Raw genomic sequence first — 25189 nt, 5'->3', positions numbered from 1 at the left:
AAGGGACGGCGCTTTTAGAATGTAGATTGTAGACAAACCCTCATTTCCACTTGGAAATGAGGGTTTGTCTTATGTATGTGTAAAAAATATGACACTACATTAGGATTCCGACTGAAATTCCATGACCAATTGGCCAATTTTTTGAGGTTCAGGGTAGCAAAAGTGAGCATTGCCTGAATCGTCACTTTTTTAACCCGAGGTAGCGAGTCCAACGTATGCCATGCTTTTCTGTCGCGTCCGCCAAGACACGTTCAATTATAATATGAAGGAAGGCTAAAAAAACCTCGGTTTCCGATCTAATCGCTTCCTAGTGGAAAGCAAACAGGAGCGACCCTGCAGCTTCGCTGTAGCGGCGCGATATTTGCCACAGGAAGACGATTAGGAAGGAAAGAGAGAACAAAAAAAGATGGAAAATCACATTCAAGTGACCTGCCATCTAGTTTGTCTACATAGGTATGCCGTTTTATCGCGTCTCGCCCAAGGAAAGCAACGGAAAAGGTAGAAGCTTTTTTTGCGCAATGCGAATTCTTAACGTCTTCAAAGAACGATTTTAGACTGGGTAAGCCGGTCTAACCGCTCGAGTGAAACCTCGTGCTCGGCGTATGGAATGTGACCGTTCCCGATTCGATAGTCGACTTCAAGGAGATCTTCGGCGAAATAATGATCGGTTCCAGCCATGTCAATCGGATACGCTAGACCAGGTAGTGTAGCGAAAGCAAGCGTCTGCCGACGCCCGATTCCACTCTCGAACATTCCACCGAGCCAGTACGTCGCTTTATCTCTTAATGCTAGGGCGTTCGTCAAGCCGCCGACGCGTGCCGGTTTAATGTTGATGATTTGACCTGCACCGAGTGAGAGCATTAAGTCAGCGTCAGTGACCGTTTGGATCGATTCGTCCAAACATAAAGGAGTCGAGAGCAGTGACGCAGCATATTGATGCGTCAACCAATCATCTGCCCGAAATGGTTGCTCCATCATGATTAATCCATACTGATCCCAGTCCTGCAGGAGATTCATCTCGGAACGGGTGAAACTTCCGTTGGCATCAAACATTAAAGGCGCATCAGGAAATTGTTTTCGAACGTGCGCTAAGACGGAGGTATCCGTTGGGTCTAGCTTTAGCTTGATACGCTGAAAACCGTCCTGTAACGCGTCCTCAACGGCACGTACCGTCTTGCTGGCTTCCGCGCGACCAAGTGCTTTTCCGCAAGCGATGGCTTTGTTTTCGTCACCTCCGAGATACGTGGCAAGCGTTTGGTTACTCGCGCGAGCAAACAATTCATAGACGGCGCCGTCGAACATTGCTTTTGCCATCTGGTTTCCTTGAATCGGGTGAAAGCGTGTTGCGACTTCTGACGGATGATTGAGCGGTCCTTTAAGCAAGCGATAGAGGACGGGAGCTAAGGCATGAATCGAATCTTGTGTCTCCGCGGTATACCAAGGTGTTTCAAAGGCGACACCTTCCCCGTAACCGATGTTGCCTTCTGTGTCCGTCAATCGGAGAATCGTCGTTCGGCGATTACTTAAAGTAGTGAGTGCCGTTTTCATCGGCTGACGGAATGTTAATCGGACATCAAATACTTCTGCGCTTCGAAGTGTGATCTTCATACGAAGTCCTTCAGTTGATGACGCAGCAGTTTTCCATTCGCATTCCGTGGCAGAGCGTCACGATAAACATAGGCGACGGGACATTTATATTTGGCGAGTAACTGACTGATTGCTTGACGGACGACCGATTCATCGACAGCGCTGACGATAAACGCAACAGGGACTTGTCCCCAAGTCGAATCAAAGCGACCGACGACACCAGCTTCCTTGATTCCGTCAATCGAGAGCAGGGCAGATTCGACTTCAGCCGGATAGACATTCTCACCGCCTGAAATGATTAAATCGCTTCGCCGATCGAGAACGTATAAATAGCCTTCTTCATCTAAACGTCCAAGGTCACCTGTCTTGAGATAGCCGTCTGCGGTAAAAGATGCTACGGTCGCTTGCTCATCTGAAAAATAACCTTTCATGACGGTCGGTCCTTTGACTTCGATTTCTTGATGGCGTGTGATTCGGATATCGGTCGGGGCAATTGCTTGGCCGGCAGAACCGATTTTTCGTAACGCATCTTCCGGCAATAGTGTCGCAATTTGCGAAGCGGTTTCTGTCATCCCGTATGTTTGCATGACAGGAATCTTTCGATCGAGGGCGCGAGTCAAAATCGGTAAAGGGACCGGTCCACCGCCCGTCAAGACGACACGTAAATCATAGCGACGCAACCCTGCTTCAAGCAGCCGATCCAACATGACAGAAACGAGGGAAACATGGGTAATCCGTTCATTTTTAATCCATTCAATCGTTTTCGTCGGGGCGAAATGAGGTTCAAGGACGATCGGGGCGCCGTAGATGACAGCACGGTAAACGACAGCGAGACCACTCATATGAAACAGTGGGGTAACGATTAAGAAGCGATCATCCGTCGAGGAACCGATATGACGTGCTGCATTCATCGCACTTGAAAAGTGATTTAGCATTGTCTGTTCGACTGCCTTAGCCCGACCTGTCGTTCCGCTCGTAAAGAGCATCGATTGGACATAATGTTTTGGCATATGTCGAACGATGATGTCAGGTGCCGTGTTCATATAGTGGAACGGTAAAATCTTGATATCGGTATCTAGCGTCCGGTCGGAGATGACATATTTGACTTGTGCTCGTTTTAATTGATCATCCAGTTCGCGCTGACTTAAGCGGACGTTGAGTGGGACGATTGTTAATTCAAGTAGTTGTGCCGCATGGATGGCAATGATATATGACTGACTTGCAGGACCATAAAGAGCAATCCGGTCACCACGCGAAAGGTGGCTTGCCCAGGCACTTGCTAATTTGTGTGCTGCCGTATATAATTCCTGCCAAGATAAGCGGGCTTGATCTGTGACTAGAGCTAAGTCGTTAGGTTGTTCCTTAGCGCGTGTATAAATCCAAGGGTACACCGGAAATCACATCCTTTCTTCAAGATGATACGAAAAAGGTTCAAACGTCTCACGACATTGAACCTTTTTTCGTATTATGGGAAACGTGGGAATTGACCGAAGTCAGGATCACGTTTTTCTTTGAACGCATCGCGTCCTTCTTTTGCTTCGTCTGTTGTGTAGTAGAGTAATGTTGCATCTCCAGCAAGTTGCTGAATTCCAGCAAGACCATCAGAGTCTGCATTGAGCGCTCCTTTTAAGAAACGAAGAGCTGTTGGTGAATGTTGAAGAATCTCAGAACACCATTGGATTGTTTCTTGCTCCAGATCAGCAAGTGGAACGACCGTGTTGATGAGTCCCATGTCGAGTGCTTCTTGAGCACCGTACTGACGGCAGAGGAACCAAATTTCACGCGCTTTTTTATGGCCGACGACACGAGCCAAGTAACCAGAACCATACCCTGCATCAAATGATCCAACTTTAGGACCGGTTTGTCCAAACTTCGCATTATCAGCAGCAATCGTTAAGTCACAGACTAAGTGTAAGACGTGTCCGCCACCAATTGCATAACCAGCGACCATCGCGATGACCGGTTTCGGGATAACACGAATCAAACGTTGAAGGTCAAGGACGTTCAAGCGTGGGATTTCATCTTCACCGACGTAACCACCATGTCCGCGAACTTTTTGGTCTCCACCTGAACAGAAAGCGAGATCGCCTTCACCTGTCAAGATGATGACACCGACGTTTTGGTCGTCACGCGCACGTGAGAACGCATCGATTAATTCATGGACCGTGTGTGGACGGAACGCGTTGCGCACTTCAGGACGGTTGATCGTAATTTTAGCGATCCCATTCCATTTTTCGTATTTAATGTCTTCATAACTACGGACTGCTGCCCATTCTGGAGCATATTTCATCTAAATTCCCCCATTTGCTTAAGTTAAGAGTAGTTTCTCTACTATTGTAACAAACTTTTCCGGTTGGTCGATATGTGGGGCATGCGTTGCATGCGAAATCTGGTGGATTTTTTTTGGATCCGCCGCTTGGTGCGCAATTTTTTTAAATTTTTCATCATGTTCCCCGACAATCCATTCAATGGATACGTCTTGAAGACAGGTCCATAAAGACGGCATGTTCCCTGTTCCTTGCGCGGCGAGTGAAGCGGCTAGCCCCTCTGCTGATTGGGACAAACGCTCCGACCGAATCTGTTGCTGAGCAAATGACGGTAATTGCTGCTGGCTTGCGAATAGCGGTAACGCTTCCCAGTGCCGGACGAATGCTTCGAGTCCGTCTTCAAGCAACATCTGTTGCAAAAGCCGATCTGTTGCACGCCGGGCACGGCGCTCGTGTGCTGTCTTTAGGCCAGGTGTCGTACTGACAGCGATCGTCTTTTGGACTTGCGTTGAACAGGCTGCAAGCATCAAGGCAATCCGTCCACCCATCGAGTAGCCTAACACGGTCCATGGTTCATTTCTTGTCGCAAGTAACGCTTGTAAGTCTTTGGCTTGTTCCGTCAAACGCATCCGCTGATATGCAGCAGGCGGCGTCTTTCCATGACCAAGCAAGTCAATCCGATAGACGGTGTAGGTTTCCTGAAGTCGTGCACTGAGCATCGTCCATGTCCCGCTGCTGCCGGTAAACCCATGCAGTAACAACAATGGAGGACCTTGCCCCTCGATTTCGAGATGGTAGTCATGGTCACGTAACTTCATTGAAAGCACTCCGTGAGCGCATGATTCGTCTGTTCCCAAATCGTACGGTGCTTCAGGACGTTCGTCGCACGATCTGTTCGAATCTCGAGAATTCGTGTGACGGTCGTCGGTTCGGTTAACCGTGTTTTCAGTTCGGAAATCGACGTGACGACTTGATGTTTGACCCCATAACCGGCTGCGATATGACTGAAATCGAGATGCTGGGCTGTTCCGAATAACGGTTCGAAGACCTCGGATTCAAGCTGTTGCTGTTGTGGGAGGAAGTTGAAAATTCCGCCCCCGGTGTTGTTGATGAGCAAGATGGTAATCGGACGAGTCCGTGCCATCATCAAGCCATTGACGTCATGAATAAAGGCGAGGTCACCGACGAGCAAGTAGCGTTCCTGTGCATCGTATGTCGCACCGACTGCGCTCGATAAAATCCCATCGATTCCATTCGCACCCCGGTTGGCGAGAAGGCGAAGCGGTGTACCTGCAGGCAAAAACGTATCGATGTCGCGAATCGGCATGCTGTTTGAGACGAATAAGCTGCCTGACGACAAGGTGTTTAAGGCACGAACGACGTTATACTCCGTCAGGTCGTCTTGATCGAGCGTCGTAAAGACAGTGCCGACTGTTTCTTCAGCTCTTTGGATCGTCTTGAGATAAGCAGGATCATGCTCAGTCACGGGTATCCTCAGGAGCTGACTCGGATGCCCGGCTAACAGATTCGTATGCAGTTGCGGAGCACGCCAATTTGCCGCATGACCGACGACCGTCGTCGGAATATCATGTGACCAAAGTAAGTAAGGTTTTGATGTCGGCATTGCTCCGAACCGTAAGATGTGGTCGGGTTTAGCTACTGTTTTGACTGTCTCATTTTTTAGCCACGTATCATAGAAGGCAAAAACGGTGTCTGTTTTGTACTGACGTCCTTGACTCAGGGGATCCGCTAATACGGGGATTCGCGAGTGTTTCGCGTAATCCAAAATAATTTTTGTATCGACCGTCGAAAGTTGTGGTCCGATGACAATCAAAAGACGCTTTGTAGATAGAAGAGCTAGGAGCTCGTCAGTCGTCATTTGCTCGGCAAAACGGGGGAGTGTTCCGACAGTTCGCCCAGTCCGCAATGGATCAAGCTCCGGAATCAACGGTTCGCGTAGCGGGACATTGATATGGACCGGTCCGGCCGGTTCGGTCATCGCCAACAGGACGGACCGCGTTGCAACATGAGCGACATACGATAGACTTTGTTCCTCGGGTAAAGGTAAATCGAATGCATGACGGACTTGTTTTCCGTAAAGACCGACTTGATCGATGACTTGTGGTGCTCCAACCCCACGCAATTCGTGTGGTCGGTCAGCGGTCAAAACAATCAACGGGAGTTCAAAAATGTTTGCTTCCGTGATGGCGGAAAAATAATTCGTCGCAGCTGTCCCGCTCGTACAAATCAAAGCGACGGGACGTGTCTGTTCTTCCGTCCGTGTTAATCCTAAAGCAAAAAAACTAGCCGACCGTTCGTCAACGAGGACGTGGGTACGGCTAGACGGGTGAAGAAATGCAGCAATCGCGAGTGGTGTGGAGCGAGAGCCGGGACTGATTACGAAATCCCGTACCCCGCTAGCGACGAGCGTATCGATTAATGTGTGCATCCACTTAGTCAACATAAACATCATCCTTTTCTAACGTGCACAGATGTGAAAGAGCTTGAAGCATCGGTGAAAGTTTCGTTTCCGTCTCTTCTAGTTCGCTCGTTAGTTGTGACCCGTCGACGAGTCCGCAACCGGCATAGAGAATTGCCGACCGTTCAGTGAAAAGACCTGACCGGATGGCAACAATGAATTCACCGTTTTCTTGACCGTCCATCCACCCGACAGGAGAACCGTACCAACCGCGTTCGAATGTTTCAATCTCACGGATGGCTTGAACTGCTTCTAGTTTAGGTTCGCCACCTAAAGCAGGCGTCGGGTGTAATTTTTCGATAATCTGCAGCAACGTCACATCCGGTGACAACGTAGCAGTAATCGGTGTATACAGGTGCTGGATGTGGCGGTTCTTAAGCAACATCGGCTGATCCGGTTTCTCGATTCGAGTCGATAAATCGTGTAACGTACTCGTGATGGAGTCAACGACGATTGAGTGTTCGACACGATTTTTTTTATCTTCGAGCAACGCAAGACCAAGTGCGTCATCGGTTTGTTCGACTGCGTGACGTGGCGCAGAACCAGCGACGGCAGCTGTTTTAATTTGGTTTCCTTCTTTTAAGACGAGTCGTTCTGGTGTAGCTCCGAGGAACGCCTCGTCGACGGTCGGCTGGAAGAAGAAAACATAACTTCCCGGTTGAGACTGCTCGAGTTCGCGGACGAGTCCGGCAAGGTCGACGGCCTGATCCATTTCGTACACGACCTCACGGGCCAACACGATTTTCTTTAACGATGTTTTTAAAAGTTGTGTCGCTTGATGGAAAGACGCTTCAAAAGCCTCATTCCCGTCGCGAGTCATTCGGATCCGAGTCACGAAACGACTTGTTTTTGGTTGGTGTAACTCGGCGTAATCGGAAGCGAGTTGATTGAGTGTTTTTTCAGCGTTTGACTGAGGGTCGACGATCGCGAATAGTGTAACGGTCGTCCGTCCATCCCGTTCTAAGAATAAAAACTTTGGAACTGTCATCGAGGCTTCTCCAAAGGAAGACCAGCGATAATCGGGGTTTTTGAGTTCGCTGAACGAAAAACCGCAAAACGCAAATAAATCATCACCCACATGATCGCGGTTGAGATTCGACCATTTGGATTGAATTCGTAAAAATCGGTCGTGTCCTGACGCTTTTAACTGTTTCGCAATACCGAAACCGATGGCACGCATCGATCGGTCGGGTGTCGTAAAGTAATAGCGTTCTTTTGTTCCGTACGTCAATGAATTGACGTCTTGCGCTTCGATTTCCCATGAATAAGAAGCGATTATAGAGCGCTGGTATGCGTTCGCATGACCAACGGCCTGTTCAATACGTTGTTTAAGCTCTTGTTGAGCGTAAGCCATACCGCTCATTGCCCCCTAGTCTGTAGATACTGTGATACGTTTCACTTAATCTAAGTGTAAACTTTTTGTTGAAAAAAAAGAAGGAATAAGCTATCTTTCATTGAGCATTGACAGCAAAAAACGAAACCCGATACACTTAGACGGGAAAGGGGTTTATTATATGAATAAATCAATCGCCGTATATTGGCGAATGACACGGCCACATACATTAACAGCGAGTTTTGTACCGGTCGTCGTGGGGACGGCTATCGTCGCACCACGTATCGAGTCATTAAGACTCGATCTATTTTTTGCGATGTTGATCGCATCGGTGTTGATTCAAATCGCAACGAACTTATTTAATGAATACTATGACTACAAGCGGGGACTCGACAATGAAGAGTCGGTCGGCATCGGTGGTTCAATCGTCCGGGACGGATTCAAGCCGGGGACGATTCTTGCCTTCGCCTTATCACTCTATGGCATTGCTGCACTGCTTGGGATTTATCTCTGTCTTGAGACAACATGGTGGCTGCTCTTAGTCGGACTTGTTTCGATGTTCGTCGGTTACATCTATACCGGGGGACCGCTCCCGATTGCATACACGCCGTTCGGGGAAATCGTCGCCGGATTCTTCATGGGGTACGTCATCATCGCCATTTCGGCTTATCTCCAGATTGGCTATGTCCCGACGGAAGCGGTCGCGATTTCAGTGCCAGTCGCGATTTTGATTGGATCGATCTTGCTAGCGAATAATATTCGTGATCTCGACAACGATAAAGTGAACGGAAGAAAAACGATTGCTTGCCTCGTCGGTCACCGGGCGGCAGTCTACGTCCTGATCGCCTTTTTTGTTGCTGCCGTCATTTCGTTAATCGTTGCCGTCGTTGCGTTTAACGTTTCCTGGTTCGCGTTACTTGCCTTACTGAGTATTCCATTGATGATCAAGGCCGTGAAGCTGTTTTGGGACGACCTTGAACCACAAGAATTGATGCCGGGAATGGCGCAGACGGGAAAAGTAAATACAATTTTCGGATTGTTGCTTGCGATTAGCTTGACGTTCGCTAACTTCTAAAATAATACCTTTAAAATATCCTACTGCCGTGAATACGGGCAGCAGGGTATTTTTTTGCCATGCACGAGTTACTCGTAAGAGTAGGATTGGTTGTCACAGATTTAAAATTTTACTATAATTGAAGCAATGTGCCTGAAATATTCGAGTGGATACTCGGGAATCATGAATTTTTTTTAGAGGTGGAACTGGAATGAATAAAATCGCGGTAATCGGAAAAGTATTCGTCGACATAAAAGGAACTTCGTTCGCTCCATTGCATAAGGATGCGAAAAACGTTGGAGACATCACGTTTTCAAATGGTGGTACAGGACGGAATGTAGCGCAGAACTTAGCCGTTCTCGGGAATGATGTTCGCTTTATCTCGACGGTTACGAACGACCAAATCGGTGTCGGCGTGTTGGAAGAACTAAAATCATACGGTGCAAATGTGGATCACGTCGAAATGCTTGACGACAACGGAATGGGTATGTGGTTAGCCGTCATGGATAACGAGGGTGACCTCCAGACATCGATTTCAAAGCAACCTGACGCAAAATTATTAGAAGAAGCGATTCTTCGCCAGTCCGTCTACGCCCTAGATGGAGTCGATGCAGTCGCGATCGATTTAGATTTATCCGTGACCGTTTTAGAACGGTTGATTCATCTCTGCCGAAAAATGGAGTTGCCGTTGTTCGGAGTGTGCGGACACCTCAGTGTCATCGAACGGAATCGTCACCTTTTGCAAGGATTCACAGGATTTATCTGCAGCCGCGAAGAAGCAGAAATCTTATCTGATTTATCAATCGTGACGGTTCAGGATGCGCTTCATGTGGCAAATGAACTGGCGAAAAAAGGGGCACCGTTCACAGTCGTGACGATGAGCGAGCTTGGTGCAGTCTATGTTGATCGCCGAAGTGCGACATCTGGTCACATCGGAACAAAAAAAGTGAAGGTCGTCGATTCGACTGGAGCGGGAGACTCATTCTTCTCAGCTGTTTTGTCGGAGTTAACAGACGCAAAAAAAGCAGAAGACGCCTTAACGCTCGGAATGAAAGTCGCGGCCGAAGTCATCGCTTCTACAGAAAACGGCTTAGTTCCTGAGATGTTAGAGACGATTCGATAAGTAACCGGACTATGTCTAATGTAAATGTGGGGAGGATAGCCATGCCAATACAACGAAGTGCCGTCATCATTTTGAATGAAGCAGATGAGGTTGCCTTGATTCGCCGGGATAAACAAGACGTGACGTATTACGTTTTCCCCGGAGGTGGTCTCGAAGAGGGGGCGACGCTCGAACAAACGGCGATTCGGGAAGCTCATGAGGAATTAGGTGTCGATGTCGAACTCGAAGGGGTAGCAGCAATCGTTCGTTTTAACGATTTAGACAATCCATATTACTGGGCGAAAATCACGGGTGGAGTATTTGGTACAGGGACTGGAGAAGAGTTCGAAGATACATCATCTGGGTATACCCCGCTTTGGGTCAAACGTAGCGAACTAAAACAGTTACCGGTTCGTCCGACTTCTCTCGTCAAGGAATTGTCAGAGATGACAGAACGATTTTATGATATTCGACTAGAAGATATTTGAGGTTTTAGTTGAACTAAACAGGGAAATAAATAGGAAGATGATGAGGTAGTCCTAGACTGCCTCTTTTTAATTAAGGAGAGATGATGAGGATGGCGCATACACGTGACCCAAAAGGGTTAGCACTTAATTTAAAGCAGCGGATGTCTGATCATAACATTACAGACTACGCTGGAACGCTCGCCTATTATTGGTTTTTATCGATTTTCCCAGGTATCATTTTTGTTATTTCAGTATTATCATTTTTCGATATTGACCAGCAAACACTTGAATCGCAACTTCGCGATTTAGCACCGGGTGGATCAGTGAATACATTCACGGATGTCATCTTCCAAGCAATCAAAGAACCTCAAGGTGGTCTGCTCTCGATTGGTGCGATTTTAGCGATTTGGTCAGCATCTAAAGGTGTCGATCGTTTGATTACAACTGCCAATCACGCCTATGGAGATTTTTCTCCACGGAGCTTTGTTGCTTCGCGTGGAATCGCCTTAATCTTGACGGTCGTTCTCGGGATTGGGATGTTATTGCTAATCATCTTAAACGTCCTCGGTGGTCCGATCATTAGTTACTTAGCAGATTTCGTTTTACCGATTGATATGGGGCAAAAAGTTCTCTTGACGGTCCTTCGGTATACAATCTCGACAGTATTACTGATTGTCATCTTATCCATCTTTTATCGTGTTGCACCAAAGCGTCCGATTACGATGAAAGAGGCGATTCCAGGTGCCGTGTTCGGTGTCATCGTTTGGCAATTGCTGTCCGTTGGATTCGGATTTTACGTATCGAACTTCTCGAATTACAACCAGACGTACGGTTCACTCGGGAGTGTCGTCATCGTTCTCTTATGGCTCTACTTCACAGGATTGATTATTTTACTGGGTTCAGAATTAAATGCTTCATGGGAACGTTTCATGAAGAAGGCTGATCCGAAAAAAATGGAAGAAAAACGTCTGAAAGAACAAGCGGATCTCGACTCGATTCCGACGAATACGTTCGGGTGATAAAAAAAAGACTCTAAAAACCGGTTGCTCGGTTTTTAGAGTCTTTTTTAGTGAATCACTGAATTAAGCTGCGACTTTTTTTAAGCTGGCAGTCATCTCTACAGGTGTGGGAGCGTCTTTTTGTAAAAGACGTAAGCCGTTGAGGATGACGAGAATCGTCGATCCTTCATGCCCGACGACAGCGAACGGCATGATGAGGAATTGAGAGAGATTCGAGGCAATCAAGATTAAGATGACGCCGATTGCGAGCGTGATGTTTTGTTTGACGACACGGTTCATTTTCCGTGCCTTATTGACAGCGTAAGCGAGACGACCTAAGTCATTTTTCATCAAGACGACATCAGCAGTCTCTAATGCAGCATCTGTTCCTTCGCCCATCGCGATTCCGACATGAGCAAGGGCAAGCGCAGGAGCATCATTGATTCCGTCACCAACCATAGCGACAGTTTGTCCATCTGCTTGGTATTGTTTGATGTAGTTTACTTTATCTTCAGGTAGACATTCTGCGACAAACGATGTAAGACCGGCTTCTTCTGCAATTGCAGCTGCCGTGACAGGGTTGTCGCCTGTCAGCATGATCGTCGTGATGCCGAGCGAGTTGAGAGAAGTGATGGCTGCTTTTGCTTCAGGACGAATCGTATCACGGAGTGCATAGAGTGCAACGATGGATTCGCCGTTACTGACGTAGACCATTGTATTTCCTTTTTCTTTTAATGTTTGTTCCATCGAGCGAAACGGGTCATTTAAGCCTTCATGGAAACCATATTTCCCGATCCGATACGTCACGCCGGAAACCGTCGCTTCAATGCCGTATCCTGTCACGTCTTTAAAAGCAGACGGTTCTTGCGTCTCGATTTGAAGATGATCGACAATCGCTTGAGCGAGCGGGTGATTTGATTGCGCTTCGATCGAGGCGACGGCTTGTTTGAGCAAGAACTGATTAGCATCCTCTGCATAATGACTTTCGGTCACAATCGGTTTACCGGTCGTGAGTGTACCTGTCTTATCAAAGACGATCGTGTTTACTTGACCTAACGTCTCAATATGGGCGCCCCCTTTAAACAGGACACCGTTCCGGGCAGAAGCTGCAATGGCTGATAGGGCAGCTGGTGTGATTGAGGCAACGAGGGCGCAAGGTGACGCAACAACGAGTAAAATCATGGCACGATAGATGCTTGTTTCAAAGCTCCAACCGACAAGATAATGTGGGAGAACCATCATCAATGTGACGACGACAAGGACGACCTTGACATAACGACTTTCAAACCGCTCAATGAACTGAGCAGAAGGTGATTGTTCACTTTGCGCATTTTGAACCATATGGATGATTTTTTGGAACAACGATTCATCAGCGGCTTTCGTCATCTCAATCGTCAAGACGCCGTTCATATTGACGGTTGAGTTGTAAACCGTGTCACCGGTCCGTTTTTCGACAGGAATGGATTCACCCGTAATCGAAGCTTCCTCAATCGCGGCTTGACCACGAATGATCGTCCCGTCTACGGGAATTCGTTCACCGGGACGGACATAGACGATATCACCAACCGAGAGATGTTCAATTCCGATGACTTCAAGTTTTCCGTCTGCGTTCAATCGTGTTGCTTCTTCTGGTTGTAGTGACATCAGGCTTTGAAGAGCACGTTCGTTTTTGTTCATCGTATACGTTTCAAGCGCACCGGATAACGCGAAGATGAAAATTAGGATCGCACCTTCCATCCAGTAGCCGATGGCTGCTGCACCGATTGCTGCTAAAATCATCAACAATTCAACATTCAATGTTCTTTCTTGATACGTTTCTGTCAATCCTTCTTTAGCTTTCGCATAGCCTCCGATCACATAGGCGGATAAGTAAAGTGTGACGTAGACAGTTGCCGGAATTTGTAGTTTTTCGAAAGCGTAAGCAATTAAAATTAATATTCCGCTAAAGAGTGCTAAAATCAATTCGTGATGCTCCTCGATAGCATGACGAATTGCGGAACGCTGATGAGTATCGGTAGTAGTAGAGGTAGTCATAAAAAAGCTCCTTCCAAATTATAAATGAGAAATGAAATCATTATATTAAAACAATGAGAATGTTTATTACCAACGTTTTTAAGTCAATGATAATGAGTTTCATTGTCGCTAGATTATAATTATTATTATCTGTAAAGTTACTATACCATGCCTCAGTGAAAAGAAACAGGGAAGGAAACTGAAAAAAATGAAAAAAATCTTAACCCATCCGGTCGGGATGGTTGTTTTTGCATTGTTTACGACACTTTTATGGGGGAGCGCCTTTCCGTTCATTAAAAAGAGTTATGAACTTTTAGCAATCACATCTTCAGAATATGGAGAGCAGTTATTGTTTGCGAGCTATCGCTTTTTTCTGGCAGGAGTTTTATTGCTCATCGTCAGCGTCCTGATTTTTAAACAGCCGATTACTTTGAAAAAGAGAGCGTATGCCTATAGTCGTCTTGGATTCTTTTTGACCTTTTTACAATATGTCTTCTTCTACATCGGGTTGTCATTATCGACAGGTGTCCAAGGCTCAATCATTGCCGGTTCAACATCGTTCTTTCAGATGTTACTTGCACACTTTCGTTATGAAGACGACCGCTTGAATCGTTTTAAAGGACTAGCGTTGTTCTTAGGGTTCACGGGTGTCATTTTAGCAAACTGGCCACAAGGGTCGGCGGGTGTCACGTTCGGCGTCGGTGAGATTTTGTTGATTTGTGCAATGATCTCAGGGGCATTTGCTAATTTGATTGCGAAAGAATATTCAGCTGCTTATCCGGTCGCACCGATGACGGGCTGGGCAATGGTGATTGGTTCGATCGGCCTGTTCATCGCAGGTGCGGTGCTGAATGGTCAATGGTTCCCGTTCCACTTCACACAAACGACGGCCTGGATGTTGCTTTACCTCGCCTTTTTATCAGCGACGGGCTTTACACTTTGGAATTTACTGATGAAGTACAATCCTGTTAGTCGTGTTTCATTATTCATGTTTTTCGTTCCGATTTACGGTGTCAGTCTGTCGGCCCTGATTCTCGGTGAGACGATTCCGCCGCAAGCGCTCCTTGGATTGCTTTTTGTTGTATCAGGGATTCTTGTCTCGACGTATCTTCCAGTCTGGTTTCAAAAGCGCAGTTGACGAAGAATCTGAATCGTGTGAAAATAGTCTCAATTAAAGTTTCATTCTTAATCGTTCGTTGCTGAAGCCGACTTGTTCGGCTTTTTCTGTACGGTCATAAAACACCGATTCGGCCTTGCCAAAAAGGCTAGTATGACTAGAAAACGAGAGGAGATGAGAAAAGTGGAACGTAATGAGATCGTTCGAAAGATCATGGCAAATCGCCGTCCCCGGGATGAGTTCGCTCGGTTCGTCGTAACGTGCGTCAGCCAGCAACTCAAGGAAACCCATGGCGAGGTCGATGTGGAAATTATTGAGGCGGAAAAGGGGTACGATTCAGTTTGGTCGATCAATGGTCGAGAGGTCATCGTGTTATTGGAGACGGAAGAGTTGAAGCAAGCAAAAAATCAACCGTACGCAATCGATGAAAAGCTCTGGCAACGTTTTCGACAAGTCGGAATCGTCAAGTGATACCGTCTCGTGAATAGGAGTCATCGAATTACGATGGACTGAATGAAAAATAAACGCTAAACAATAAAGGGAGTGTCGCATCGAGCGGCACTCCCTTCTTACTGTACATGAAAGAACGGGTCTCATTTAATTTGTATCGGCTTAGCTGTCGAGCGAAATAATAAATAAGCCAGTGTAAAGAGGACGCCGACAAATAAACTAAAGTAAAAAGCAGGAGGAAGTAAGACGAACACACTGCCTGCAATCGGTCCAAGAATCGACCCGAGACTAAAGGAAATACCGGCTAGGAGGTTGCCGGTCGGTAATAAGTGACTCGGTAATTGTTCGGTCATGTAAGCGACCCCTAATGAATACGTCGAGCCGAGTGCCATGCCGCTAAAGGCGAAGATGGCAAACAAGGCACCGTAACTTTCAAAGAGGAAACAAGCCGCGAGAAACGCGCTTGCCCCGATGCAGAGTACAGTAATTAAGGTACGCCGTTTTCCGAAGTGGTCAGCTAGCCGTCCGAGCGGGAGTTGCATGATGAGCGAACTGACGACGAATGTCGTGATTAATGCACTCGTTTCGGACAAGGCATACCCGTTACGTGTCGCGAAAACGGGGAAACTTGCATTCAATGTCGCTTCCAAAAATCCGTATGTGAAGCCAGGCAGTAACGTAAACCAGGCACTCGCGAGGACGAGACGATAGCGGGAGGCTGCACTTTGTAATTCTTCCGGCATGATGTCGGTTGGTTTTTCATTCGGCAAGCGACGTAACAAGACGAGGACGATGACGGTCAATGTCCCGGTTAAGACGAACGGAAGCCAGTCAATTAAATCGACAAGTGGAGCGGCAAGGGGACCGAGTGCGAAGCCAAGCCCGAATGCCATGCCGTAAAGCGACATCGTCCGTCCTAACTTTTCATTGGGGGTAATCGATGTCACCCAGACTTGCGAACCGTAATGTAACGTTTGATCGCCAAACCCGACGATGAAGCGTAATACCATCCAGGCGAGGACGCTTGGTAACAACGGAAAGGCGAACACAGCGACGGCGACTAACGATAGACCGAAAGAGATGACGGGGACATAGCCATGACGTCGTAAAGGTTTTTCCATCAATGGAGCAGCGACGATAACACCGATATAAAGGACGGCAGCACTCAGACCATTTATGTAAGCAGGTGTTCCTTGACGCTCGAGTAAAATAGACAACAAAGGAATCAATAATCCTTGCGTAAAGCCGGAGATAAAGACAATCGATAAAATCAGGGCGAAGCGACGAGACACGACAAAACAACTGCCTTTCATTTTTTGAATTAAGCATAACACGCCCCGCCTGCACGATTGTACAGCGGGGCGCTTGTGTTCCTATTTTTCAGTCTGTTCAAAACGTGTTGGGCGTGGCATATGCAGAAGGTGTTCGTCCCAATCCGTCTGATCGAACACTTCATCATGTTCGATGCTGTGGGAAGAACGAATTCCAATCATCATGATTCCGAGTACCATACTGAACATCCCGATGATGGTGACAATCCCGACGAGCCATTCCATTATGAAAACTCCCTTCAGCGAAAGAACGTGTGTCAACTTTGTGACAATCTTTTCCCCGTTTGGAAGCAGGTAAAACCTGTCGGCTGTTATAAGCGACTTGATTGCTTGAGGAAGTCGACATCTGGATAGTAGGCATTCTTGACGAGCGCATTCGGTCCGAGGCACTTAACGGCCGGGCAATGACACGATAGACTTTTGTTTAGTTCAGTTTGTTGCCATTCAGCATAGGCGTCGTTGAAAGAGGTATCATGAATCGTTCCGAGAGAAGCGAGTTCATCACCAAAGTCCGTGACGATGATCTCACCATCAAAAATATTGACGTTTAGGCGTGAGCGTCCATCGGGATCGTTTCGGACAGATACATTCGTTTCTTGACGCAGACGGCGATGAAGAGCTAAATCTTTTTCCTCCATCGAACAGGCATAGAACGGGAGTGTTCCGAAGAGCATCCAGACGTTCGGGTCACGGACGTCAAGCAAACGATGGATCCCGTCGCGAATCTCATCAAGACTGGCAGCTTCAATCATTGAAGCGAAATCTGCTGGATACATCGGGTGCACTTCATGACGGACGCAACCCATATCCACGATTTCTTGATGAATCGCTTCGAGGTGCGGGAGTGTCCGTTTATTAATCATTGTTTCGGCGGAGACAAGGACGCCACGGGCATTTAAAATCCGTGCATTCTCCTTCATTCGTTCGAATAACTTCGTCCGCGCTTCACGTGACGGTTTCCGTTCCATCATCGCAAAACCACCATCGATAAAATCGTCCGCCGTTCCCCAGTTATGGGATATGTGTAAAACGTCGAGATAGGGGATGATTAATTCGTACCGTGAGAGTGGAAGTGTTAAATTTGAATTAATTTGGGTTTTAGCGCCGCGTTCGTGGGCATACTTAAGTAAAGGGACAACATATTCCTTGACCGATTTCGTCGATAGCATCGGTTCGCCCCCTGTAATCGAAAAAGCCCGGAGATGTTTGATTTCATCCAGACGTTTGATTAATAGTTCGACGGGGATTTCTGGGTTCTCGCTACTCGCTAACATATAGCCGACGGCACAATGTTCACACCGCATGTTGCAGAGTTTTGTTGTCGTCACTTCGATGTTCGTCAGCATGGCCTGACCATACTGTTCGATATCGCGATAGGCTTCCCACGGATCATTTTCGATCGTGATCGTTGATTGTTGTAACATGGTTATATTCCTCCTTCATAAATGCTCCACTTCGTATCGTATGCTAAAATAACGACGGAATCTATAAGAAGAAAGGAAGTCTGAATAATGGGAAAAGCAAGAACTGATAAACTTGGCCAGATGAATGTGCTAAAATCAAGAATGCAGCTTCTATGCCACACGATCGATTCACTGGATGAAACATCAGATATCGAGGATTTAGAACGACTCGCAGTTTCCTTGGACCAGTTAAAAGCCAAGGTACTTCGTTATGCAAAAGATATGAAGGAACATGAGGGATCAGAAAGCGGTTAATCGAAACCGCTTTTTCATTTGTATCATGGAAAGGATGAAGAGAATGGCAACGAAAATTAAACTAAATGTCGGAGAAATCCGCTCCGTCACGTGTCTACGGATGGGAATCAATGGCGAGGGGATTGCGACACTCGAACGACAAATCGTGTTCATTCCGGGGTTACTCGTCGGAGAAACAGCACAGATTGAAATCACGGAAGTCCACGACAATTTCGCAAATGCAAAACTAGTCAAACGTGATGATCGCTCGCCGGATCGTGTCACACCACTCTGCCCGATTTACAGTCAATGCGGCGGATGCCAGCTTCAACATATGAGCTATGCAGGACAACTCCGTTACAAAGAAGAGATGTTACGAAATGCATTCTCGAAATCAACGAAGTTGAACATCGAAAAGGCAGATATCCGTTCAACAATCGGTACAAAAGAATGGGAATACCGGAATAAATCGCAATTTGCGGTCGGAAAAGAAGGCAATCAAATCGTCAGTGGTTTGTATTCAGCGAATTCAAATCGTCTTGTCGCGATTGATGATTGCATCGTACAAAATAAAGAAACGTTACGCGTCAACAATGCCGTGACGAAGTTATTAAATGATTACAATGTACCGGTCTACAATTCTGCGAAACAAGATGGTGTCATTCGTAACATCGTCGTCCGGACAGGAATCAAAACAGGTGAGATTCAAGTCGTCCTCGTCGCGTTTAAAGATGGATTTAAAGATCTCGAAGGACTATCACGTGATATTCACAATATTCCGGGTGTCATCTCGGTCGCGCTAAACATCAATGACAAACTGACGTCACGTGTCTTCGGAGAAGAAACAGAAGTTCTTCGTGGTGTCGAAAAGATTGAAGAGCAGATGGGTGAATTCACGTATCAACTTTCGCCACGTGCCTTCTTCCAATTGAATCCGGAACAAGCAGAACGGATGTATGAAGAAGTCGTTCGGGCAGCGGCGCTGACGGGTGAAGAGCGTGTCGTCGATGCGTATGCTGGAGTAGGATCGATTGGTCTTTGGCTTGCAAAAGGAGCAAAAGAAGTCCGCGGTATGGAAATCATTGAAGAAGCGGTTGAAGATGCGAATGCACACATGAAGCAATATGGTTTCAATCACGCCCATTACGTCGTCGGGAAAGCAGAAGCTTGGATTCCGCGTTGGGTCAAAGAAGGTTGGGTCCCGGATGTCTTCATCGTCGATCCACCACGGTCGGGTTGTGATACACAACTATTGAATGCGATGATTTCGTCAAAAGCTAAAAAAATCGTCTACGTTTCGTGTAATCCACAGTCGCTTGCCCGCGATTGTGATCACTTGATGAAGGCTGATTATAAAGTGAGTTACATTCAACCGTACGATATGTTCCCGCAAACGGCACATGTCGAAGCAATCGTCGTCCTCGAGAAAAAGAAAAAGAAAAAGTTCTAATACGTACGAACGCCGCCTTCTTGAAGTAAATCAAGAAGACGGCGTTTTTTGTTTGGATTGATACTGTTTGTAGACGTGGTGAGCCGCATACAGAACGATGACGACACCGACGACAATCCACTGGATTACCGCATCGCTTCTAATGAACCAGCTGACGCTCGCGACCTCGATGAAGAGAGCAGGAATCTTTCCAAGAGTACTTGCGATGAAAAAAACGAGCGGAGAGACACGACTAGCCGCACTCAGTAACGTGACGAGGCCAGACGGAATGAACGGCAAGACACGCAGTAAAACGATCAGCCAAAACGCATCACGTCCGTTCGTTTCAGCGAGCCGGTCGGTCCATTTTCGAACGCGGACCGAGTCAATCTTTGGTGTAAGATGCCTGACGCCGAACCGGTACAAGTAAAAAGCGATGAGTGCACCAAAGGCCTCACCTAGGAAGGATAACAAAAACCCTTCCCAGTAACCGAAGTAAAGCACGTTTGCAGCGGTGACGAAAGCACTCGGTAAGAAACCAAAAATACTGACGATGAAGCTGACGAGCAAGCTGATCAGAACCGCGAAATGGTCCGCACCCTGAAGTAAATCAATTAATCTCGTTTCGATGAAGAAACACTCCTTTTAAGCAAACACTTCTGAAAAACAATCGTGAAAACGGATGACTTTTTTTGTTATGCAAATCCATCGTCTTCATCCGGTAAGAGGGGAAGCGTGATTGTGACGGTCGTTCCTTGTCCGATTGATGACGTAAAGGCAAGCGTTCCATCGTGGCGATCGATGATGTGCTTCGTGATCGCGAGGCCAAGACCGGTCCCGCCATCTTTACGTGTCCGCGATTTGTCGACACGATAAAAACGTTTCGTCAAACGCTCTAAATGTTCAGGGGGAATTCCTTCTCCTTCATCACGGATCGTACAGATGGTCAAATTGCCATCCGTTTTCGTCGTCAAGTAAATCGAACGGTCAGACGGTGTGTACCGAAGGGCATTGTCAATCAGGTTTCCGATGACTTGTTCCAACCGGTCATTGTCACCGAGGACGATTTGACTCGGATCAAAGTCTGTCACGAGTTGAATGCCTTTTGCTTGCGCGATCGGTGCCATCCGGTAGACGACATCTTCGAGGACCTGGCTGAAAACGAGCGGTTGTTTCGTCATCGGATACGAGTCCCGTTCAAGTTGCGCGAGGTCGAGTAAATCGTTGACGAGACGCTGCAGACGTTCCGTCTCCCGTTCGATGATTTGGTAATACTGATCGCGTGTCTTCGTGTCTAAATGTTCATCTTGCATCATTTCCGTATAACCACGGATATAGGACAAGGGTGTCCGGAGTTCGTGGCTGACATTCGCGAGGAACTCTTTTCGCTGTTCGTCGACTTCGCCAAGTGATTCTGCCATTTTGTTCAATGTTTCGGCAAGCTCCCCGATTTCATCATCCGATTGAATCGGAATCCGGTAATCAAAATCACCTTGGGCATAGACCGTCGAGGCCCGTTTCATGTCAATCAATGGACGAATGATCGTATCGATGATTTGTCGACCGAAGATGACGAGGTTGAGGACGATTAAGCCGATCATGAAGAAAATCATCAGCCGCAGAGGGCGGAACGGTTCACTGATCTGTCCCAGTTCAAGGTAGAGGATCAACGTCCCGACTAACCGGTTGTTTTCGATGATTGGAAATCCCGTCATCAAAATATCAGTGCCTTCAATCGGATGGGTCCGGCTCGAGACGACCGTTTGGCCGTTTCGGAGCTGTTCGATATCTTCGTTCGTCAGGAAACGCAGTCCGCCCGGATTCTTTTGTAAGAAATCGATGAAAAAGACTTTTGATTCCGTCAGCTCGTTCGTATAGGTCATTCCGTCATAAAAAGCACCGGACAGGCCTTCCGATTCATAGATGTTAATCAATTTTTCACCGCGGTTCAGCAAGATGTCTTCTTGTGTCTGGAGATAAAACCGGTCGTACAGATAAAACGTGAGTAACAGGAAGAGAATCGCCGAAAAGACGCTCGTGAACCAAATTGTGATCCAAATCCGCTTTCGGATCGTGTAGCGTTTAATCATACTTCCTCGAATTTATAGCCGATGCCCCAGACCGTTTGAATGGCGCCCCCAGCTTCTCCGAGTTTCAGGCGAAGTGTTTTGATATGCGTATCGACCGTCCGTAAGTTTCCGATATAATCGGCTCCCCAAATCTGGTCGAGCAGTTGTTCGCGAGAAAAAACTTTGTCGTTATGTTGGACGAACAAGTGCAACAAGTCGAATTCTTTTCGTGTCAGGCTGACTGGTTTACCGCTGACGTGGACGCTTCGGCTTTCTGTATCGAGTTCGAGTTTGCCGATCGATAACGACGCCGATTGATCGACAGCGAAACGGTGCGACCGGCGGAGCGTCGCTTCGATTCGCGCAAGGAGTTCCCGTGGACTAAAAGGTTTCGTGATGTAGTCATCGGCACCGATTTTTAAACCATGAATCCGGTCGAGTTCGTCCGAACGTGCCGTCAACATGATGATCGGGACATTTGAAAATTCGCGAATCCGCATGCATGCCGTCAGTCCATCCATTTCAGGCATCATCACGTCAAGTAAAATGAGATGGAAGGTATCCTGTTGAATTTTATCGATTGCTTCTTGTCCATTCGTCGCAGTTGTCGTGACGTAAGCTTCTTTTTCAAGGTTTGATACGAGTAAATCGCGCATCTGTGCTTCATCATCGACGACGAGTATTTTAAACTGTTCTGCCATTCAAATCGCTCCTCATTCATCCGGGAAACGGGATTTGAACCCAGTTGACCGGTGAGTTTTTTTTAATCATACCATTTGAGCGTTTCACGCCGCATCAAAAGTACGACAAAAAAAGCACGAGTGGGCGATGCCACTCATGCTTCGAGTTGTTGTTCGTAGACCGTTTCGAGCTCACGACCATGAATATACATGTGGAAACTCGACTTTGATACTTCATACAGCGTGAACTGGGTCTCGCCTGTATTCAATTGTTCGAGTAACGTTGGACGGAGTTCATCCGCACAAAAGGCATAAGGCAATTTTTCAGCTGCTTTTTGTGAACGGATATTCGTCTGGCGTATCTTCATAAAGACACTCTCGAAACCGAGTTCGAAAAACAGCTCGGAAAAGAATGCTTCTTTTGCAAGGTTGTTATAGCCTTTTCCATGATACGGTTTACCTAACCATGTACCGAGAAAACCATAATGTCCTTCGATATCGAGTAAACTGATTGTACCGATTGGTTGATCGAATTCATCCAGGATTGTACGTGAGACAAGTTCACCACGTTCTTCCTCTTCGATTGCCTGCTTTGTAGTAAACAGAAATTCATCAAAGTACCGTGTTTTTTGGCGGACGTACGGATATACGTCTTGATGCTGCATCAGTTCGAACAAATCAGCGCAGTCGCTCAGCTCCCGTTGCTTGAGCATACTTCCATTCCTCCTTCTTAAGACCGCTAGAATGATTGTCGAAAGCTACCTGTCTGACTCGTTTGAACCGCGCATGGTATGCCTTCTTCAGTTGTCGGATAAGATAATATTACCTTCTTTTTTTAAAAATGCAAGTAAATAATTTTTGTGAAAAAACATACAAAAACAAGACAAATTTTGCAAATGAAAATGACTGTTTTTCACAAAGAAAAAAGCCTTTGATTTTCAACGTTTTAGCGTTAAAATCAAAGGCTGATTTTTTAAGACATCGAGGTTAAATGCGTGTGTTCAAAAATGACGTTTCCGTCAATCATCGTCATGAGCGGTTTTGCTAAATAATCAAGTGGGAAATGGCTCCATAACACTAAGTCAGCATCTTTTCCGACTTCAATCGATCCGACATGATCCGATACGCCAAGCGAACGAGCTGGATTGATCGTGATGGCGCGGAGGGCAATGTCGACGGGTAAGCCTTCACGAGCGGCGAGTCCTGCGCACAAGTTCAAGTACTGGACAGGCGTGTACGGATGATCGGTCGTGATCGAGACTTCGAGACCATGTTCGTGGAGAACGCGATACGTCTCCCATGTCTTATTTTTAAGCTCGATTTTTGATTTGCGGGTGAAGGTCGGTCCGACGGTGACGTGTTCAATCGGCAATTGTTGTAATTCTTTTGCGACGAGATGACCTTCCGTGCAGTGTTCGATCCGGACATCGAGATTAAATTCTTCAGCGAAGCGGATGGCAGACAGGATATCATCCGCCCGGTGTGCATGGACGCGAAGTGGCATCTCTTTATTCAGGACGCGTTCAATCATTCGGTGAGCGAACGTATCTGCCGTCCGTTGCATCTTCACTTCGAGGAACGCTTCGCGGAGCATGCCCATGATGCCCATCCGCGTCAATTCTCCTGCACGTCCGGCACTGTGGACACGTTTCGGGTTTTCACCAAGCGCAATCTTCAGACCGGCATATTTCCGTAAAATCATATCGTCGATAAAGCGTCCGTGCGTTTTGATGACACTCGTCACACCACCGATGATGTTCATGCTGCCCGGCATGACTTGGACGGTCGTGACACCATGTTCAATCGCTTCCTTGAATCCTTCGTCCAGCGGATAGACGCCGTCAATCGCACGCAGGTGCGGTGTCATTGCGAAAATCGTTTCGTTGGCGTCATTTCCGACCGTTCCCGTTCCTTCGTCATAAAGCCCGAGATGGGTATGGGCGTCGATGAAGCCCGGCAATAAAAAGCGTCCTTCGGCTTCGATGACACGTTCGTTGTCTTGAACGTCAAGTAACTCGTGGATTTCGTGGATTTTGCCATCCTTGATGCGAATATCACCATAAAAACTATCTGCTGTGATCGGGAAAATGTGTGCATTGCGTATTAATACGTTCAACGTTTCGTCAGCCCCTGTATTAGTTTGTCTGCTCTAAGTTGCTTAGTGCATCCTTTAATTCAGCATACCGAAACTTGAACCCATTTTCGAGTGCTTTTTTCGGAATGACGCGTGCTCCTTCGAGGACGATGACGCTTTTTTCACCGAGTGCGAGTTCGAGAGCAAAGCGCGGAGCCGGTAACCAGTGGGGGCGCTGTAACGTTTTTCCGATTGTTTTTCCGAACTGACGCATCGTTTCCGGATGCGGTGCCGTAATGTTAAGCGGACCAGTGAGTTGATTTGTTTTAAGGGCAAAGATGAATAATTCAACGAGGTCGTCGATATGAACCCAAGAGACCCATTGCTTTCCGTCGCCCATCGTCCCGCCGCCGAAAAGCTTGTAGGGGAGGCGCATCAATGGATAGGCTCCGCCTTCTTTACTAAGGACGACACCGATCCGCGGATGGACGAGCCGAATCCCGAGGTCAGCGATTGGTTGGGCTAACGCTTCCCACTTGACGCAGACTTGACTGAGGAAGTCACTTGTCGGCGGGAGTGGCTGTTCCTCCGTGAATGTCTGGTGCCGGTCCTGTCCATAGATGCCGACAGCGGAAGCGGAGAGGACGACAGCCGGTTTCGTTGTTAATGCCTGGTTGATGCGGACTAACTCTTTCGTCGAATCGATCCGGCTTTGCAGAATCGTTTGTTTCCGTTCTTCCGTCCAGCGACCATCATTGATGGAAGCGCCAGCCAGGTGGATAAAGGCATCGATACCTTCAAGCTGCTGTTCTGGAGCGGCGGACGACGTCAACCACTCAACGTAAGTAGTGTGTTCTGTGTTGTCTTGTACGGACCGGGTCAAAATATAGACATGATGCCCCTCCGCAATCAATCGTTTCGAGAGCGCCTGCCCAATCATTCCTGTCCCACCTGTAATCGCAATCTTCATCTGTATCATCCCTTTCAACAATCTTGTACATATGTTCCCGTTTGTCAGTTTCACTCAAACATGAGGAAGCAT

At 47.2% G+C, this 25189-nt stretch carries 24 protein-coding genes and 1 pseudogene; 8 read left to right on the top strand and 17 right to left on the bottom strand.

Annotation, left to right across the window (positions count from 1 at the left end; all coding sequences use genetic code 11):
- Nucleotides 1-14 precede the first annotated feature (14 nt).
- The 7 genes and pseudogenes from KNP99_RS15365 to KNP99_RS13405 all read right to left on the bottom strand — a co-directional run.
- Nucleotides 15-256, bottom strand: a pseudogene (locus KNP99_RS15365) (transposase); the annotation flags it as partial.
- 281 nt (nt 257-537) lie between these two features.
- Nucleotides 538-1608: an o-succinylbenzoate synthase gene (gene menC, locus KNP99_RS13430; protein ID WP_215193321.1), complete on the bottom strand. Its 1071-nt coding sequence runs from the start codon at nt 1606-1608 to the stop codon at nt 538-540.
- Nucleotides 1605-2978: an o-succinylbenzoate--CoA ligase gene (gene menE / locus KNP99_RS13425; RefSeq protein WP_215193320.1), complete on the bottom strand. Its 1374-nt coding sequence runs from the start codon at nt 2976-2978 to the stop codon at nt 1605-1607. The genes menC and menE overlap by 4 nt, the downstream gene beginning before the upstream one ends.
- Before the next feature lie 74 nt (nt 2979-3052).
- Nucleotides 3053-3877, bottom strand: a complete 825-nt coding sequence (gene menB, locus KNP99_RS13420) for a 1,4-dihydroxy-2-naphthoyl-CoA synthase (protein ID WP_029332747.1) — start codon at nt 3875-3877, stop codon at nt 3053-3055.
- An 18-nt stretch (nt 3878-3895) separates the two neighbouring features.
- Nucleotides 3896-4672, bottom strand: a complete 777-nt coding sequence (menH, locus tag KNP99_RS13415; protein ID WP_215193319.1) for a 2-succinyl-6-hydroxy-2,4-cyclohexadiene-1-carboxylate synthase — start codon at nt 4670-4672, stop codon at nt 3896-3898.
- Nucleotides 4669-6318 carry a 2-succinyl-5-enolpyruvyl-6-hydroxy-3-cyclohexene-1-carboxylic-acid synthase gene (menD, locus tag KNP99_RS13410; protein ID WP_214766634.1) on the bottom strand — a complete coding sequence of 550 codons (1650 nt, stop codon included), beginning with the start codon at nt 6316-6318 and terminating at the stop codon, nt 4669-4671. The genes menH and menD overlap by 4 nt, the downstream gene beginning before the upstream one ends.
- Entirely contained in the window at nt 6308-7687 is a 1380-nt protein-coding gene (locus KNP99_RS13405) for an isochorismate synthase (RefSeq protein WP_215193318.1), read from the bottom strand. Before KNP99_RS13405 ends, menD begins: the two co-directional genes overlap by 11 nt.
- Nucleotides 7688-7847: 160 nt before the next feature.
- Here KNP99_RS13405 and KNP99_RS13400 point away from each other — a divergent pair, with 160 nt between their 5' ends.
- From KNP99_RS13400 to KNP99_RS13385, 4 genes are all read left to right on the top strand, one after another.
- Nucleotides 7848-8741 (top strand): 1,4-dihydroxy-2-naphthoate polyprenyltransferase, encoded by an 894-nt coding sequence (locus tag KNP99_RS13400; protein WP_088836412.1) that lies wholly within the window; start codon nt 7848-7850, stop codon nt 8739-8741.
- 190 nt (nt 8742-8931) lie between these two features.
- A complete protein-coding gene (locus tag KNP99_RS13395) occupies nt 8932-9843 on the top strand; it encodes a guanosine-inosine kinase (protein WP_029332752.1) in 912 nt (303 codons plus the stop codon).
- Nucleotides 9844-9884: 41 nt separating this feature from the next.
- Nucleotides 9885-10310: an NUDIX hydrolase gene (locus KNP99_RS13390; RefSeq protein ID WP_088836413.1), complete on the top strand. Its 426-nt coding sequence runs from the start codon at nt 9885-9887 to the stop codon at nt 10308-10310.
- A gap of 89 nt (nt 10311-10399) precedes the next feature.
- Nucleotides 10400-11308 carry a YihY/virulence factor BrkB family protein gene (locus KNP99_RS13385; RefSeq protein WP_088836414.1) on the top strand — a complete coding sequence of 303 codons (909 nt, stop codon included), beginning with the start codon at nt 10400-10402 and terminating at the stop codon, nt 11306-11308.
- A 63-nt stretch (nt 11309-11371) separates the two neighbouring features.
- Here the strand turns inward: KNP99_RS13385 and KNP99_RS13380 are convergent, their stop codons facing one another.
- The gene (locus KNP99_RS13380) at nt 11372-13321 is read right to left on the bottom strand and encodes a heavy metal translocating P-type ATPase (protein ID WP_214769994.1); all 1950 of its coding nucleotides are present in this window, start codon (nt 13319-13321) and stop codon (nt 11372-11374) included.
- A 187-nt stretch (nt 13322-13508) separates the two neighbouring features.
- Between KNP99_RS13380 and KNP99_RS13375 the strand changes: the two genes are divergently transcribed.
- The gene (locus KNP99_RS13375) at nt 13509-14438 is read left to right on the top strand and encodes a DMT family transporter (RefSeq protein WP_214802446.1); all 930 of its coding nucleotides are present in this window, start codon (nt 13509-13511) and stop codon (nt 14436-14438) included.
- 162 nt (nt 14439-14600) lie between these two features.
- Nucleotides 14601-14888, top strand: coding sequence for a hypothetical protein (locus KNP99_RS13370; RefSeq protein ID WP_029332757.1), 288 nt, complete (start codon nt 14601-14603; stop codon nt 14886-14888).
- A 122-nt stretch (nt 14889-15010) separates the two neighbouring features.
- On the opposite strand, the gene KNP99_RS13365 is transcribed toward KNP99_RS13370, so the two are convergent.
- From KNP99_RS13365 to yfkAB, 3 genes are all read right to left on the bottom strand, one after another.
- The gene (locus tag KNP99_RS13365; protein ID WP_353049635.1) at nt 15011-16201 is read right to left on the bottom strand and encodes an MFS transporter; all 1191 of its coding nucleotides are present in this window, start codon (nt 16199-16201) and stop codon (nt 15011-15013) included.
- A 39-nt stretch (nt 16202-16240) separates the two neighbouring features.
- Complete coding sequence (locus KNP99_RS13360) at nt 16241-16423, bottom strand: hypothetical protein (RefSeq protein ID WP_029332759.1); 183 nt, start codon at nt 16421-16423, stop codon at nt 16241-16243.
- Between the two features lie 86 nt (nt 16424-16509).
- On the bottom strand, nt 16510-17622 hold the full coding sequence (gene yfkAB, locus KNP99_RS13355) for a radical SAM/CxCxxxxC motif protein YfkAB (RefSeq protein ID WP_214766626.1): 1113 nt from the start codon (nt 17620-17622) through the stop codon (nt 16510-16512).
- An 87-nt stretch (nt 17623-17709) separates the two neighbouring features.
- Here yfkAB and KNP99_RS13350 point away from each other — a divergent pair, with 87 nt between their 5' ends.
- Complete coding sequence (locus KNP99_RS13350) at nt 17710-17916, top strand: SE1561 family protein (RefSeq protein WP_029332765.1); 207 nt, start codon at nt 17710-17712, stop codon at nt 17914-17916.
- 43 nt (nt 17917-17959) lie between these two features.
- Nucleotides 17960-19345: a 23S rRNA (uracil(1939)-C(5))-methyltransferase RlmD gene (gene rlmD, locus KNP99_RS13345; RefSeq protein ID WP_088836421.1), complete on the top strand. Its 1386-nt coding sequence runs from the start codon at nt 17960-17962 to the stop codon at nt 19343-19345.
- Between the two features lie 30 nt (nt 19346-19375).
- Here rlmD and KNP99_RS13340 read toward each other — a convergent pair whose 3' ends face one another.
- The 6 genes from KNP99_RS13340 to KNP99_RS13315 all read right to left on the bottom strand — a co-directional run bounded on the left by KNP99_RS13340 (nt 19376) and on the right by KNP99_RS13315 (nt 25117).
- Entirely contained in the window at nt 19376-19894 is a 519-nt protein-coding gene (locus KNP99_RS13340; RefSeq protein ID WP_251132018.1) for a TVP38/TMEM64 family protein, read from the bottom strand.
- 125 nt (nt 19895-20019) lie between these two features.
- Nucleotides 20020-21414, bottom strand: a complete 1395-nt coding sequence (locus KNP99_RS13335) for a sensor histidine kinase (protein ID WP_088836423.1) — start codon at nt 21412-21414, stop codon at nt 20020-20022.
- Nucleotides 21411-22094 (bottom strand): response regulator transcription factor, encoded by a 684-nt coding sequence (locus KNP99_RS13330; RefSeq protein ID WP_029332769.1) that lies wholly within the window; start codon nt 22092-22094, stop codon nt 21411-21413. The genes KNP99_RS13335 and KNP99_RS13330 overlap by 4 nt, the downstream gene beginning before the upstream one ends.
- 134 nt (nt 22095-22228) lie before the next feature.
- A complete protein-coding gene (locus KNP99_RS13325) occupies nt 22229-22786 on the bottom strand; it encodes a GNAT family N-acetyltransferase (protein WP_029332770.1) in 558 nt (185 codons plus the stop codon).
- A gap of 260 nt (nt 22787-23046) precedes the next feature.
- On the bottom strand, nt 23047-24189 hold the full coding sequence (locus KNP99_RS13320; RefSeq protein ID WP_088836424.1) for an amidohydrolase: 1143 nt from the start codon (nt 24187-24189) through the stop codon (nt 23047-23049).
- Nucleotides 24190-24208: 19 nt separating this feature from the next.
- Nucleotides 24209-25117 (bottom strand): TIGR01777 family oxidoreductase, encoded by a 909-nt coding sequence (locus tag KNP99_RS13315; protein ID WP_088836425.1) that lies wholly within the window; start codon nt 25115-25117, stop codon nt 24209-24211.
- Nucleotides 25118-25189 lie beyond the last annotated feature (72 nt).

It is taken from the genome of Exiguobacterium sp. s95 (assembly GCF_018618655.1).
In the GTDB taxonomy this organism is placed as follows: Bacteria; Bacillota; Bacilli; order Exiguobacteriales; family Exiguobacteriaceae; genus Exiguobacterium_A; species Exiguobacterium_A oxidotolerans.
Note: the sequence above shows the minus strand (reverse complement) of the source record. Positions and strands in the feature narration are given on the sequence as shown.

Coding starts and splice junctions, on each gene's coding strand:
- menC (WP_215193321.1), bottom strand. CDS start 1,608: ATGAAGATCACACTTCGAAGCGCAGAAGTATTTGATGTCCGATTAACA.
- KNP99_RS13405 (WP_215193318.1), bottom strand. CDS start 7,687: ATGGCTTACGCTCAACAAGAGCTTAAACAACGTATTGAACAGGCCGTT.
- KNP99_RS13315 (WP_088836425.1), bottom strand. CDS start 25,117: ATGAAGATTGCGATTACAGGTGGGACAGGAATGATTGGGCAGGCGCTC.
- menD (WP_214766634.1), bottom strand. CDS start 6,318: ATGTTGACTAAGTGGATGCACACATTAATCGATACGCTCGTCGCTAGC.
- KNP99_RS13360 (WP_029332759.1), bottom strand. CDS start 16,423: ATGGAATGGCTCGTCGGGATTGTCACCATCATCGGGATGTTCAGTATG.
- KNP99_RS13385 (WP_088836414.1), top strand. CDS start 10,400: ATGGCGCATACACGTGACCCAAAAGGGTTAGCACTTAATTTAAAGCAG.
- KNP99_RS13395 (WP_029332752.1), top strand. CDS start 8,932: ATGAATAAAATCGCGGTAATCGGAAAAGTATTCGTCGACATAAAAGGA.
- KNP99_RS13325 (WP_029332770.1), bottom strand. CDS start 22,786: ATGCTCAAGCAACGGGAGCTGAGCGACTGCGCTGATTTGTTCGAACTG.
- KNP99_RS13390 (WP_088836413.1), top strand. CDS start 9,885: ATGCCAATACAACGAAGTGCCGTCATCATTTTGAATGAAGCAGATGAG.
- KNP99_RS13400 (WP_088836412.1), top strand. CDS start 7,848: ATGAATAAATCAATCGCCGTATATTGGCGAATGACACGGCCACATACA.
- KNP99_RS13350 (WP_029332765.1), top strand. CDS start 17,710: ATGGGAAAAGCAAGAACTGATAAACTTGGCCAGATGAATGTGCTAAAA.
- KNP99_RS13330 (WP_029332769.1), bottom strand. CDS start 22,094: ATGGCAGAACAGTTTAAAATACTCGTCGTCGATGATGAAGCACAGATG.
- menH (WP_215193319.1), bottom strand. CDS start 4,672: ATGAAGTTACGTGACCATGACTACCATCTCGAAATCGAGGGGCAAGGT.
- rlmD (WP_088836421.1), top strand. CDS start 17,960: ATGGCAACGAAAATTAAACTAAATGTCGGAGAAATCCGCTCCGTCACG.
- yfkAB (WP_214766626.1), bottom strand. CDS start 17,622: ATGTTACAACAATCAACGATCACGATCGAAAATGATCCGTGGGAAGCC.
- menB (WP_029332747.1), bottom strand. CDS start 3,877: ATGAAATATGCTCCAGAATGGGCAGCAGTCCGTAGTTATGAAGACATT.
- KNP99_RS13375 (WP_214802446.1), top strand. CDS start 13,509: ATGAAAAAAATCTTAACCCATCCGGTCGGGATGGTTGTTTTTGCATTG.
- KNP99_RS13335 (WP_088836423.1), bottom strand. CDS start 21,414: ATGATTAAACGCTACACGATCCGAAAGCGGATTTGGATCACAATTTGG.
- KNP99_RS13380 (WP_214769994.1), bottom strand. CDS start 13,321: ATGACTACCTCTACTACTACCGATACTCATCAGCGTTCCGCAATTCGT.